Origin of the sequence: Xanthomonas graminis pv. graminis (assembly GCF_030168915.1) — a bacterium.
Lineage (GTDB): Bacteria > Pseudomonadota > Gammaproteobacteria > Xanthomonadales > Xanthomonadaceae > Xanthomonas_A > Xanthomonas_A translucens.
This window is the reverse complement of record NZ_CP076255.1, coordinates 3,889,329-3,903,581: the sequence shown is the minus strand read 5'-3', so window position 1 is coordinate 3,903,581 and position 14,253 is coordinate 3,889,329. Positions and strand designations below refer to the sequence as shown.

Below are 14,253 nucleotides of genomic sequence, written 5' to 3'. Positions count from 1 at the left end.
CTGGACACTCTGGACACTTCGCTACGCTGAGGTATCGACGATCTGAAACGAAACTTAAATCCCGGCGTGCGCCTCATGCTGGCTAGATTGCGGCCGATAGATGTCTGGCGACATCCAGGCGGAGGCGGTCACACCCATGTCATTCCATTCAGGTATTTTGCTGTTGCTGGCCATTGCGTGCAGCGGCCAGGCGTACGCGCAGGATGCTCGGGACACCGACTCGTACGCAAAGCTTGGCGGAGCGGTCCGATTCAATTACGGCTGGCGCGATTACGGCCCCACGCAGCGGCTCGATCTGGAGTTGCTGCGCGTCGATGTGAATGCGGGAACAGGCCCGCTCTTCGTTTCCGCGCAGTACCGTTGGTACGACGGATTCGACGCGGTGCATCACGCTTTCATTGGCTGGAACGTGGACGACCACACCGTGGTGAAAGCCGGCATCGAGCAGGTGCCGTTCGGATTGTTGCCGACCGCGTCGAACAGTTTCTGGTTCGGCTCCGGCTACTACCTCGGTATCGAGGACGATTACGATCCGGGCGTCGTATTCGCGCGCAGCATCGGCAAGGATACCGTGCATGTCGGCTGGTTCTCGGGCGACGAATACGGCGATGGAGCGCGCACGGACCGCTACTCGTTCGATGTCGCCGACACAGCGCTGTCTCCCTATCGCGAATACCATCGTTGGAATGCCCGCTACGAACATCGCTACGACCTGCGCCGTGGCACCCTGCTGCTGGGCGCTTCGGCCTTTTCCGGGCACGTATTGAATGTCCAGGACCGCAGCCTCCACGGACATCGCGGCGCGGCCGTGCATGCGCAGTGGAGCGGCGGTGGCTGGACCGGCCAATTGCAATGGGCGCGCTATCGCTACGATGTGCCCGGCGATCGCATTGCAATGTCGGCGTTTCTGGCGCCCTTCGAGATCGCTGCCGAAGCCGACGTACCCACCGTCAACATCGCGTATTCGTTCGGTAACGGGCGCTGGCTGGACGACGTGACCTGCTACAACAATTTCAGCATGACGGTGCCGTCCCACGATCGTCCTGGTGTGCGCGAATCCATGCAGAACGTAACTGGCTGCAGCGTGAAAAGAGGCGTGATGCTGACCTATCTGGATTGGATCGCCGGCAAGAACATGTGGTTCGCAGGTGGCGACGGCATCGCCATCGACGACGGTGACCGCTCCAGCTGGCATTCGCGTTTCAACCTGAACGTGGGGTTCTACTTTTAGTCGGGTGCGGCGTGTCGATCTCGACGAAGGCGATGACCCGCCCGGCGTCTTCGACATGCATCCTCGACGTTGTTGCCTGCCACCTGATACACGTGGCGTCGCGCCTGGAACCTGATTCGCAGTCACCATTGCTCTCGCTGAGGCCTGGCGCAGGCTGCGGCAAACGACGTCGCCCCTGTCTGCCTCCCGCGCGTATGCGGACGGCCGCATGCGCAGCCCCAATGCACGGACGGCGACGCAGCAAACCATCGATGTGCCGGAAATCGGGGGTTGCCAAAACGGCGATCCTCTTCGCCCCGAGCGTTGTGCCTCATGCGTTCGACCCACCGAGGATTCGGCACCGGCGGCATCCTCGCGCTTGCCCGACCCGCGCCCTCAAGGCGCCACGCGTCGGCGTAGCTCAAGGCGCCCGCTCGTGTTGCCCTCTCACGCTTGAGCGTCGGTCCCTCCCTGCAGGTTTACCCGTGTCTCTAGGCGCCACCGTTGCAGCGGGCCGATTCCGGGTTAGGGGGATCACGGTCGATGAGCTCAAGGTCGCCACGCCATCGCCGCCACGCCTTGGTTGAATCAGGCGTTGGCGAAATCCATCTCGTCTCCGCGCCCATGTCGCCGGCCGAAGCCGAAGTATGGCCGCGGCTGGTCGCTGAGCATGGCGGACGAGGCGGTCAGGTTGTCCGGACCCTGAGTGGCCAGGCGCCAGTACGCCTCGACGTGATCTGGACTGATCTGGACGATGCGAAGTCGCGGAGGGCATTCACCGCGGGCGGTGGTCTGTGGGCATCGATGACCGCGGCGACCGACAGCAATGGCCCTTGGAACGTCCTATTCGAGCAGAGGGGGCGACCACCTCCTGCGCCGACAGCAACGTATTGACGGCTTGCCGCCTGAGCGGCACTCACCGTGCATCGGCGCAGGCGTCCGGCGCTCGAGGGCGGATGGCCCAGGTCACCGCCGCTTCAGGGCTCCGGGACGACCGGGTGGGCACATCCGCCGTCGCCGACAGCAGGCCGATCGTTCGTCCGCATGTTCTCTCTTGCGCACCCAACCAGCCTGGGTTTTGCGCAGTCGGTCTTGTGCACGGCCACATGCGAATGAGCGATGAGCGTGCATTCGCCGCGTCGCCGCTATTGCGTCGATACATGTCAAACCCTTGGCGCAGCAGCGAATGTGGCCTCCGCCCAATGTCAATGCACCGCAAGTGTTGTGCCGAGAATTTGGCGGAATGTCTTGTTTTTATTGAAATTTATCGAAAAATTAACAATTTAGTTGAAAATCCGAGATCTGCACCACTGAAGTTGACGTTTTTGTCAAAAACTTGACGTACTCAAGATGCGGAGTTAACACTCCAGACAGTTCCGCATTTCGTCTTGGTTCATCAAGACAGACGGGCCGCAACAGGCGACAGCCTCTTGCGCTCCGGGTCAGGGATGCGGCGCAAATACCGACAGGGGGTCGGCCGGCTGGAATGCCGGGCGAGGGTGGCTTTTTGACCAAAAACCAGCCTAATTTGAGGAGCAGCAGTCGATGAATCGGATTTATCGCAAGGTCTGGAACAAGGCGTTGGGGATGTGGACCGTGGCCTCGGAACTGGCCAGCGGCGATTCCCGCGGCCAGCTGGTTCGCGAAGGCAGGGCCGGGCGCGCCCACAGCCTGGCCTTGTCGGCCGCGATCGCCCTGACGCTGGGCGCCGGCGGATCCATCCTGCCCTCCAGCGCGCAAGCGCAGGCGCTGCAGATCGGTGACGGCGCCAGTGCCAGCGGCGACTACGCCACCGCGGTCGGTGCCGAAAGCACCGCCAGCGGCGAGCAGAGCACCGCGACCGGTGCAGCCAGCAACGCCAGCGGCGACGGCAGCGTGGCCAGCGGCGCGCTCAGCGAAGCGAACGGCCTGGAATCCACTGCCCTCGGCTACTACAGCACCGCCAGCGGCATCGGCGCGACCGCGCTCGGTGCCGAGAGCGTCGCCAACGGCACCGCCACCGCGGCGCTGGGCCTGGGCGCCACCGCCGATGCCGACTTCGCGACCGCCGTCGGCGGTTTCGCCACGGCGACCGGCTACAACAGCACCGCGCTGGGCAATGCCGCCGTGGCGCAGGGCGAGAACAGCGTGGCGCTGGGCGCCGACGCGCTCGCCGATCGCGACAACAGCGTGTCGGTCGGCAAGGCCGGCGCGGAGCGCCAGATCACCAACGTCGCCGCCGGCAGCGAGGGCACCGATGCGGTGAATCTGGACCAACTCGATGCGGTCGCCAACGTCGCCGACACCACCGCGCGCCTGTTCTCCGCCAGCGGCGCGGGCAGTGCGCTGGCGCAGGGCGAAGAGGCCACCGCCTCCGGCTCCAACGCCTTGGCCGACGGCGACTACACCACCGCGCTCGGCTCCAGCAGCTTCGCCGGCGGCACCGCGGCGTCGGCGATCGGCAGCGGTGCGCTGGCCAACGGCCAGAACGCCAGCGCGCTCGGCGCCAACGCCACCGCCAATGGCGAGTCGGCGACCGCGATCGGCGGCGTCGCCACGGTGTACGAGTACGACGAGGACGGCTTCATCGTCGGCAGCCGCGAACAGACCACCCAGGCGCTGGGCACCGCGGCCACGGCGATCGGCGGCGGCGCGCAGGCGCTGGACCCGCTGAGCACCGCGGTCGGCACCGGCAGTTCCGCCAGCGGCGTGCAGAGCACCGCGCTGGGCTACCACGCGCAGACCTTCCAGGACGGCGCCACCGCGGTCGGTGGCCTGTCGGAAGTGTCCGGCGCGCTGGGCACGGCGGTGGGCTACGGCTCGCGTGCTGCGGGCGATTACGCCACCGCGACCGGTATCGGCGCGCGGGCGACCGCGACCAGCACCGTGGCGATGGGCATGAATGCCCTGGCCAGCGGCACCGACAGCGTCGCCATCGGCGGCGTCAGCACCGCCGCCGAAAGTGCCGGCAACAGCGTCGGCATCGCCGCGGCGACCGGCGTCGGCGGCGTCGCCCTGGGCGCGGGCGCGCAGAGCCAGGGCAACTACGCGATCGCGCTGGGCTACAACGCCAACGTGTTCCCGAACATGGAGAACAACGCCGTCGACTCGGTGGCGATCGGCCACAGCGCCGGTTCGTTCGCGCCGCATACCGTCTCGCTCGGCGCCTATGCGCTGTCCGCGGGCGAGGGCGGGGTGGCGATCGGCCAGGCGTCCACCGCGTGGACCGCCAACAGCGTGGCCCTCGGCGCCGGTTCGGTGACCTCGATGTTCCATGAAAGCGGCACCGCGCTCGGTGCCAACAGCGCGGCCAACGGCATCGACGCGACCGCGATCGGCTACGGCGCGCGGGTCAGCAGTTGGCTCGCCGATGCGCAGGACCGTTCCGCGTCCAGCGCGGTCGCGCTCGGCGCGTATTCCTACGCGGACCGCGACAACAGCGTCGCGGTCGGCGACGTGGCCAACGGCCTGACCCGGCAGATCACCAGCGTCGCCGCCGGCACCGAGGCCACCGATGCGGTCAACGTCGCGCAGTTGCAGGCGGCGGGCAAGTACCTGCAGGCCAGTGCCGGCAACAGCGATGCCGGCGCCTACGTGGAAGGCGACGATGCGCTGGCCGCGGGCGAGGCGGCCAATGCCATCGGCAACGGCAGCACCGCGCTCGGCGGCGGTGCCGATGCGTTGCGCAGCGGCGCCACCGCGGTGGGCAGCGGCGCGGTCGCGGCAGGGCAGAACAGCGCCGCGTTCGGCAGCAATGCGCAGGCCACCGGCCCGGCGGCCGTGGCGGTGGGCGGGGTGGCGGTGGACGAGAACGGCGATCCGTTGATCACCAGCGGCGGCGTGGCGGTGGACACCGGTGCGACCAGCGCCGGCGTCGGCGGCACCGCGCTGGGCGCCAGCGCCGATGCCGGCGGCTTCGCCGCTTCGGCGGTGGGCGTGGGCGCCCATGCCAGCGGCGCGCAGGCCTCGGCCTTCGGCGCGGTGTCCAATGCCAGCGGTGCCTATGCCACCGCGATCGGTACGCAGAGCGTGGCGACCGGCGCCAGCAGCGTCGCCGTCGGCGGTCCGGCCGACCTGATTCCGGGCCTGGGCCTGTTCGTGCAGACCCAGGCCAGCGGCGAGCGCGCGGCGGCGTTCGGCGCCGGCGCGATCGCTGCGGGCGACTTCAGCCTCGCCAGCGGCAGCCTCAGCGAGGCGGCCGGCCTGGAAAGCACCGCGCTGGGCTATTTCGCCTATGCGCCCGGCGCCTTCGCCACGGCGCTCGGCGCCGAGTCCTGGGCCAGCGGCGCCAACAGCAGCGCGATCGGCTACCACAGCACCGCGCTCGCCGCCGACAGCGTGGCGCTGGGTTCCAACTCGGTCGCGCGCCGCGCCAACACGGTGTCGGTCGGCGATGTCGGCAGCGAACGGCAGATCGCCAACGTCGCCGCCGGCAGCCAGGCCACCGACGCGGTCAACGTCGCCCAGCTGGACGCGGTCAAGCAGTCCGCCGATGCCACCGGCAAGCAGTTCAAGGCCAGCGGCGGCGCAGAGCCGGCCGACGACGTCGGCAGCTATGTCGAGGGCAACTACGCCACCGCCGCCGGCGAGGCGTCCAACGCCTTCGGCACCGGCGCCTCGGCGTTCGGCAGCGGCGCGCTGGCCGGCGCGCAGTACGCCACCGCGTCCGGCTACAACGCCACCGCCACCGGCGCGTCCAGCACCGCGATCGGCGGCGCGCTGTACTACACCGACGACGCCGGCAACGTGCTGCTCGACGGCACCACCACCGCCAGCGACGTCGGCGCCACCGCGCTCGGCGCGGGCGCGCAGGCCACCGGGGCGTTCAGCAGCGCCAGCGGCGCCGGCGCCACGGCCGCCGGCCTGCAGTCCACCGCCAACGGCTACAAGGCCGAGGCCGCGAGCGACTACAGCACCGCGGTCGGCGCGTTCAGCAGCGCCAGCGGCGCTCGCACCGGCGCGTTCGGCTACGGTGCGGTGGCGGCGGGCGACTACGCCTCGGCGTTGGGCTGGGGCAGCACCGCGTCCGGCGCGTATGCGTCGGCGCTGGGCTACAGCGCCCGCGCCAGCGGCGAGGATGCGACCGCGCTCGGCGCGTCGGCCTGGGCCACCGCGGCGCAGACCACCGCAGTGGGCCAGTTCGCCTGGGCCACCGCGCAGGGCGGCACCGCGATCGGCCAGGATGCCTACGCCTACAGCGGTATCAACGCCACCGCACTCGGCAGCAACGCCTGGGCCAGCGGCAGCAACAGCGTCGCGCTCGGCGCCGGTTCGCGCGCCAGCGAGGCCAACGTGGTGTCGGTGGGCGGCGGCAACGGGGTCAGCGCGCCGGCCACGCGCCGGATCACCAACGTCGACGCGGCGCTCAACGCCACTGATGCGGTGAACAAGGCGCAGCTCGATGCGGTGGCGGCGGCGGCCGGCGAAACCAGCGCCGACTTCCAGAGCTCGGGCAGCGGCGTGGCCAGCGCCAGCGGCGTGGACAGCACCGCGGCCGGGGCCGGGGCCACCGCCAGCGGCCTGCGCAGCACCGCGCTGGGCGTGGCCAGCGTGGCCAGCGGCGCCGGCGCGACCGCGTCCGGTGCCAGCAGTTCGGCCAGCGGCGCGCGCAGCACCGCGATCGGCCTGCAGACCAATGCGATCGGCGAGAACGGCGTGGCGCTGGGCTACAACAGCTTCGTGCGCAACAGCGGCAGCAACGGCGTGGCGATCGGCGCCAACGCCGGCGTCTCGGCCGACAATGCGGTCGCGCTCGGCGCCGGCTCGCGCGTGTACGAGGCCGATACGGTCTCGCTGGGCAGCGGCAACGGCCGCGGCGGCCCGGCCACGCGCCGCATCACCAACCTTGGCGCGGCGCTCAACGCCACCGATGCGGTGAACAAGGCGCAGCTCGATGCGGTGGCGGCGGCGGCCGGCGAAACCAGCGCCGACTTCCAGAGCTCGGGCAGCGGCGTGGCCAGCGCCAGCGGCGTGGACAGCACCGCGGCCGGGGCCGGGGCCACCGCCAGCGGCCTGCGCAGCACCGCGCTGGGCGTGGCCAGCGTGGCCAGCGGCGCGGGCGCGACCGCGTCCGGTGCCAGCAGTTCGGCCAGCGGCGCGCGCAGCACCGCGATCGGCCTGCAGACCAATGCGATCGGCGAGAACGGCGTGGCGCTGGGCTACAACAGCTTCGTGCGCAACAGCGGCAGCAACGGCGTGGCGATCGGCGCCAATGCCGGCGTCTCGGCCGACAATGCGGTCGCGCTCGGCGCCGGCTCGCGCGTCTACGAGGCCGACACGGTGTCGCTGGGCAGCGGCAACGGCCGCGGCGGCCCGGCCACGCGGCGCATCGTCAACCTGACGGCCGGCAGTATCGCCGCCGGCAGCACCGAGGCGATCAACGGCAGCCAGCTGTACCAGTCGCTGAGCAATATGGCCACGTTCCTGGGCGGCGGTGCCGGCCTCGGCGCGCAAGGCCTGTTCGTGGCGCCGACCTATGTGATCCAGGGCGCCAGCTACAGCAACATCGGCGATGCGCTGGCGGCGCTGGACGGCAAGGTCAGCGAACTGGATGTGCGCAGCGGCGGCAGCGCCAGCATGGCGCGCAGTGCGCGTGTCGCCAGCGTGTCCTCAGTCGCCGAGTCGGAGTCGACCGTGGCCACCGCGCAGGCGGCGTCCGCGTCGGCGACGGTATCCGGCAGTGCGTCCACCGCGCAGGTCGGCGAGGCGGTCGTGGCCGATGCAGGCGGCGCAGCGGTCGGCACGGCGGCGCGCGCCAACGATGTCACCGGCACCGCGATCGGCGGCAGCGCCTATGCGCATGGTCGCAACGACACCGCGATCGGCAGCAACGCCAAGGTCAACGCCGACGGCAGCACCGCGGTGGGCGCCAACAGCCACATCGCCGCGGTGGCGACCAATGCGGTGGCGATGGGCGAGGGCGCCAGCGTCACCGCCGCCTCGGGCACCGCGCTCGGCCAGGGCGCCAGCGCCACGGCGCAGGGGGCGGTCGCGCTGGGCCAGGGGTCGCTCGCCGACCGCGCCAACACGGTGTCGGTGGGCAGCGCCGGCAACGAACGCCAGGTCGCCAACGTCGCCGCCGGCACCCAGGCCACCGACGCGGTCAACAAGGGCCAGCTCGACAGCGGTGTGGCCACCGCCAAGTCGTATGCCGATTCGCGCTTCAACACCATGGCCGACAGCTTCGACGTGCTGCGCGGCGATGTCGCTGCGCGCTTGCGCGACCAGGATCGCCGCATCGACCGGCAGGGGGCGATGAGCGCGGCGATGCTCAACATGGCCACCAGCGCCGCGGGCATTCGCACCCAGAACCGGGTCGGTGCCGGCGTCGGTTTCCAGAACGGCGAGTCGGCGCTGTCGGTGGGCTACCAGCGCGCCTTCAGCGATCGCGCCACGCTGACCATCGGCGGCGCGTTCAGCGGCGACGACAGCTCGGTCGGCATCGGTGCCGGCTTCGGCTGGTGAGCCATCGCGGATGGCGGCGCGTGCCGCCGTCCGCCCACGCAATGGCCTGAGGGGGCAGACCGAAGGACCTTGGCTGGGCCGGCCAACGGATTCGGGAAAAAGGAGTTTTTACGGCCGCAACTGTCGCCTTATCCACGAACTTTGAAGAGGACGTCAACGTGATCGACAAGCAAAATCTTCGTATCAGTGCCATCGCCGCCGTCACGCTGATGATGTCGCTGGGGGCCTCGAGCGCATTCGCGACCGGTGCCGCGCCGTTGCCGCTCAAGCAGCCGGCCCAGGCCGCAGTGGCCGACGCGCAGACTTCCAACCGCATCGTGGTGCGCTACAAGACCGGCACTGCCGCGGCCAGCGACCGAAGCGCCAAGCTGTCGGCGGTGCAATCGGCGCTGACCCGCGCCAGCCTCGGCGGCGGCAACGGCATCTCCCGTGCCGCGGCGGCCAGCGTGCGCGCCGAATACGTGCGCACGCTGGGAGTGGGCGCCGACCTGATGCGCCTGTCGGGCAAGCTGAGCAAGGCCGACGTGGACAAGGTGGTGGCGGAAATCGCCGCCGACCCGGCAGTCAAGTACGCACAGGTGGACGTCATGCTGCAGCCCACCGACCTGCCCAAGGCGGCACTGGAGCAGCCGCAGTTGGTGCCCAACGACCCGCTGTACGCCACGTCCCAGTGGAACCTGAACAGTTCCACCGGCGGCATCCATGCGCCGGCCGCGTGGGAGATTTCCAAGGGCGACGGCGTGGTCGTGGCGGTGTTGGATACCGGCATCCTGCCGAACCATCCGGACGTGGCGGTGCATCTGCTGCAGGGCTACGACTTCATCTCCGCGGCCGAGACCTCGCGGCGTCAGACCGACGCACGCGTGCCCGGCGCGCTGGACTACGGCGACTGGGTGGAGAACGACAACGAGTGCTATGCCGGTTCGCTGGCCCACGACAGCTCCTGGCACGGCAGCCATGTCGCCGGCACCATCGCCGAGGCGACCGACAACGGCATCGGCGCGGCCGGCATCGCGCCCAATGCCACGGTGCTGCCGGTGCGCGTGCTCGGCAAATGCGGTGGTCGGCTGTCCGATATCGCCGACGCGATCACATGGGCTTCCGGCGGCAGCGTCCCCGGCGTGCCGGACAACGCCAATCCGGCCGAGATCATCAACATGAGCCTGGGCGGCGGCGGCTGCGGTCAGCTGGAACAAGAGGCGATCAATGGTGCGGTGGCGCGCGGCACCACCGTGGTGGTAGCAGCCGGCAACGGCGCCACCGACGCGTCCACCTCCAATCCGGCCGGCTGCGCCCACGTGATCGCGGTCGGCGCCACGCGTATCACCGGCGGCATCGCCTATTACTCCAACTATGGCGCGGTGGTGGATCTGTCCGGTCCCGGCGGCGGCGGCAGCGTCGACGGTAACCCGGGCGGCTACATCTGGCAGAACGGCTACAGCGGCGCGACCACGCCGACCTCGGGCACCTACAGTTACAATGGCCTGGGCGGCACCTCGATGGCCTCGCCGCACGTGGCGGCGGTGGCGGCCCTGGTGCAGAGCGCGGTGATCGCCGCCGGCAACGCGCCGCTGACCCCGGCCGCGCTGGAAACCCTGCTCAAGCAGACCGCGCGTCCGTTCCCGGTGTCGATCCCGGCCAGCACTCCCATCGGTACCGGCATCGTCGATGCCAAGGCCGCGCTGGCCAAGGCGTTGGAAGTGCCATGCGACCCGCAGACCGAACAGTGCACGCCGCCGGCGACCGCGCTGACCAACAAGGTGGCGGTGACTGGCCTGACCGGCGCGGCGGGCAACGAGGTGCTGTACAGCTTCGAGGCCGAGGCTGGCGCGGTGCTGAGCTTCCTCACCTACGGAGGCAGCGGCAATGTGTCGCTGTACGTGAGCTTCGACAAGGAACCCAGCAGCACCAACTACGACGCCAAGTCGGCGCGCCCGGGCAACAACGAGACGGTGCGCTTCACCGCGCCGCAGGCCGGCACCTACTACGTCAAGCTGGTCGGCACGTCGAGCTACAGCGGGGTCAGCCTGGTCGCGCGCCAGTAAGCCTGCGATGACAGCGCCGGACACGGCGTCGGAGGAACCCAGGAAACCCGGCTTCGGTCGGGTTTCCTGCGTTAAGGCAAATGGAAAAGCCGCGCGCGCCAGGCGATACCGCTGTCGGCACGGCGGCCGGCATGCGCTGCTGTCGGTTGCGCTTGTGCGCTGTACTCGCCATGCACACGGCGCCGCAAGGCGCAATGCTGCGCGCCGCGTGTGTCATGCCAATGACGCGCCCAGCGCCGCCGTGGCCGTCGTAGACAGTCGCGCCGCCCACTGCGGCGCGGGCGGGCGGCAGGTCGTGCCGAACTGTTAAAGTCGCCGCACGCTTGGGAGGGATTGTGTGAACGCGCTTGTGAAGGACACTGCTGCCGCTGTCGATACGCCCGAGGCGCGCATCGTCGATGCGTTGCTGGCCAAGGGCCGGCTCAAGGAGGGCGACCTGCTGCGCGCGCGCCAGTTGCAGCGCGAATCCGGCGGCGGCCTGCTGTCGCTGCTGGCGCGGCTGGGGCTGGTCTCCGAGCGCGACCATGCCGAGGTCAGCGCCGAAGTGCTGGGCCTGCCGCTGCTCGATGCCAAGCAATTGCCGGCTACCGCGCCGGAGCACCTGCCCGAGGCGCAGCCGCTGTCGCTGCGCTTCCTCAAGCAATTCCACGTGTGCCCGCTGGGCGAGCGCGATGGCGCGCTGGAACTGTGGATGTCCGATCCGCACGAGGCCTATGCCGCCGACGCGGTGCGCCTGGCTACCGGTTTCCAGGTGCTGCCGCGGGTCGGCCTGCGCTCGGAGATCGACGACCTGATCGAGCGCTGGTTCGGCCAGGGCCGCAGCGCGATGGGCGCGATCGTGGAAACCGCCGACGGCGACAGCACCGCCGCCGACGACATCGAACACCTGCGCGACCTGGCCTCGGAAGCGCCGGTGATCCGGCTGGTGAACCTGGTGATCCAGCGCGCGGTGGAGCTGCGCGCCTCGGACATCCACATCGAACCGTTCGAGAACCGGCTGAAGGTGCGCTACCGCGTCGATGGGGTGCTGATCGACGGCGAAAGCCCGCCGGTCAACCTGACCGCGGCGGTGATCAGCCGGGTCAAGATCATGGCCAAGCTCAACATCGCCGAGCGCCGCCTGCCGCAGGACGGGCGCATCATGCTGCGCGTGCAGGGCAAGGAACTGGACCTGCGCGTGAGCACCGTGCCCACCGCGCACGGCGAGAGCGTGGTGATGCGCCTGCTCGACCGCGAGACGGTGGTATTCGATTTCCACCGGCTCGGCTTCACCGACGCGTTCCTGCCGCAGTTCCGCAAGGTGCTGGAGCAGCCGCACGGCATCCTGCTGGTCACCGGCCCCACCGGCTCGGGCAAGACCACCACGCTGTACACCGCGCTGAGCCAGCTCAACACCGCCGACGTCAAGATCATCACCGTCGAGGACCCGGTCGAATACCAGATCGAGGGCATCAACCAGATCCAGGCCAAGCCGCAGATCGGGCTGGATTTCTCGCACGCGTTGCGCAGCATCGTGCGCCAGGACCCGGACATCATCATGATCGGCGAAATGCGCGATCTGGAAACCGCGCGCATCGCGATCCAGTCGGCGCTGACCGGCCACCTGGTGCTGTCCACGCTGCACACCAACAACGCCGCCGGCGGCATCACCCGCCTGCTCGACATGGGCGTGGAGGACTATCTGCTGACCTCCACCATCAACGGCATCCTGGCGCAGCGCCTGGTGCGGCGGCTGGAGCCGACCCATGCCGAGCGCTATCCGGCCTCGCCGGAGGAGATCGAGAAGTTCGAATTGCGCCGGCTGCAGCCCGAGGGCGACATTTTCCTGTTCCGCCCGCGGCCCTCGGCGATCGCGCCGACCGGCTACCTGGGCCGCACCACGATCATGGAATTTTTGGTGATGAACGACGCGCTGCGCCGCGCGGTGATGCGCCACGCCGGCATGGGCGAGATCGAACAGCTGGCGCGCGAGGCCGGCATGCGCACGATGTACGAGGACGGCATCGGCAAGGCGCTCAGCGGCCAGACCACGATCGAGGAAGTGCTGCGCGTGACGGAGGAAACCTGATGCGCGCGGCACGCTGCCCGGCAGTGCGCGTCAGCGCCGCGGCGCGCCGGCGCGCGTGCAGTGCGCGCGGCCTGCTTTGTGCGTCCCGCGTCCCGCGTCCGGCGTCCCGCAGCTAATGCCCCTGTACCGCTACAAAGCGCTCAACCCGCACGGCGAGATCCTGGAAGGCCAGATGGAAGCCGCCAGCGACGCCGAGGTGGCGCTGCGCCTGCAGGAGCAGGGGCATATGCCGATGGAGGCCAGGCTCGCTGCGCAGGGCGGCGGCACCTCGCTGCGCGGCCTGTTCCGGCCCAAGCCGTTCGACGGTGCGGCGCTGGTGCAGTTCACCCAGCAGTTGGCGACCCTGCTCGGCGCCGGCCAGCCGCTGGACCGCGCGCTGACCATCCTGCTCGAACTGCCCGAGGACGAGCGCTCCAAGCGCACCGTCGGCGACATCCGCGACGCGGTGCGCGGCGGCGCGCCGCTGTCCACCGCGCTGGAGCGCCAGCATGGCCTGTTCTCACGCCTGTACATCAACATGGTCCGCGCCGGCGAGGCCGGCGGCAGCCTGCACGATACGCTGCAGCGCCTGGCCGAATACCTGGAGCGCAGCCGCGAACTGAAGGGACGGGTGATCAACGCGCTGATCTATCCAGCGATCCTGGTCAGCGTGGTCGGCTGCGCGCTGCTGTTCCTGCTCGGCTACGTGGTGCCGCAGTTCGCGCTGATGTACGCGAGCCTGGACGTGCAGTTGCCGTGGTTCACCCAGGCGGTGCTGGGCGTGGGCCTGTTCGTGCGCGACTGGTGGATCGCGCTGCTGGTGGTACCGGGGCTGGCGCTGCTGGCGATCGACCGCAAGCGCCGCGATCCGGTATTCCGCGCCAGCTTCGACGCCTGGCTGCTCAGGCAGCGCTTCATCGGCGTGCTGATCGCGCGGCTGGAAACCGCGCGCCTGACCCGCACCCTGGGCACCTTGCTGCGCAACGGCGTGCCGCTGCTGTCCGCGCTGGGCATCTCGCGCAACGTGCTGTCGAACCTGGCGCTGACCGCCGACGTCGGCGCCGCCGCCGACGACGTCAAGAACGGCCATGGCCTGTCGGCGTCGCTGTCCAAGGGCAAGCGCTTCCCGCGGCTGGCGCTGCAGATGATCCAGGTCGGCGAGGAATCCGGCGCACTGGACACGATGCTGCTGAAGACCGCCGACACCTTCGAACAGGAAACCGCGCAGGCGATCGACCGCCTGCTCGCCGCGCTGGTGCCGCTGATCACCCTGGTCCTGGCCTCGGTGGTCGGGCTGGTGATCATCTCCGTCCTCGTCCCCCTGTACGACCTCACCAATGCGATTGGGTGAGGCGCCACGCTCATGCGCCATGGCGCATGTGGCGCCGAACGCCCGGCCACGGATGGCCGGGCCGGCGGTTCCGGCGCACGTGGTGCTGCGCCAGGGATGGCGGCGTGAACCTGTGGCGCAGCGGTGCATCGAATCGAAAGAGGCCATGCGTTTGCGA

5 protein-coding genes are annotated in these 14,253 nt (G+C 69.9%); all 5 read left to right on the top strand.

All coding sequences use genetic code 11. The features are described 5' to 3' along the window. Positions 1-100: 100 nt before the first annotated feature. The 5 genes from KHF85_RS16910 (at position 101) to xpsF (ending at position 14,096) form a co-directional block, all read left to right on the top strand. Positions 101-1,231, top strand: coding sequence for a hypothetical protein (locus KHF85_RS16910; RefSeq protein WP_284567546.1), 1,131 nt, complete (start codon positions 101-103; stop codon positions 1,229-1,231). 1,524 nt (positions 1,232-2,755) lie between these two features. Next, the gene (locus KHF85_RS16905; RefSeq protein WP_284567545.1) at positions 2,756-8,653 is read left to right on the top strand and encodes an ESPR-type extended signal peptide-containing protein; all 5,898 of its coding nucleotides are present in this window, start codon (positions 2,756-2,758) and stop codon (positions 8,651-8,653) included. A gap of 158 nt (positions 8,654-8,811) precedes the next feature. Beyond that, entirely contained in the window at positions 8,812-10,698 is a 1,887-nt protein-coding gene (locus KHF85_RS16900; RefSeq protein ID WP_284567544.1) for a S8 family peptidase, read from the top strand. 337 nt (positions 10,699-11,035) lie between these two features. Further along, on the top strand, positions 11,036-12,766 hold the full coding sequence (gene gspE, locus KHF85_RS16895) for a type II secretion system ATPase GspE (protein WP_064538805.1): 1,731 nt from the start codon (positions 11,036-11,038) through the stop codon (positions 12,764-12,766). Between the two features lie 115 nt (positions 12,767-12,881). After that, the gene (xpsF, locus tag KHF85_RS16890) at positions 12,882-14,096 is read left to right on the top strand and encodes a type II secretion system protein XpsF (protein ID WP_284567543.1); all 1,215 of its coding nucleotides are present in this window, start codon (positions 12,882-12,884) and stop codon (positions 14,094-14,096) included. Positions 14,097-14,253 lie beyond the last annotated feature (157 nt).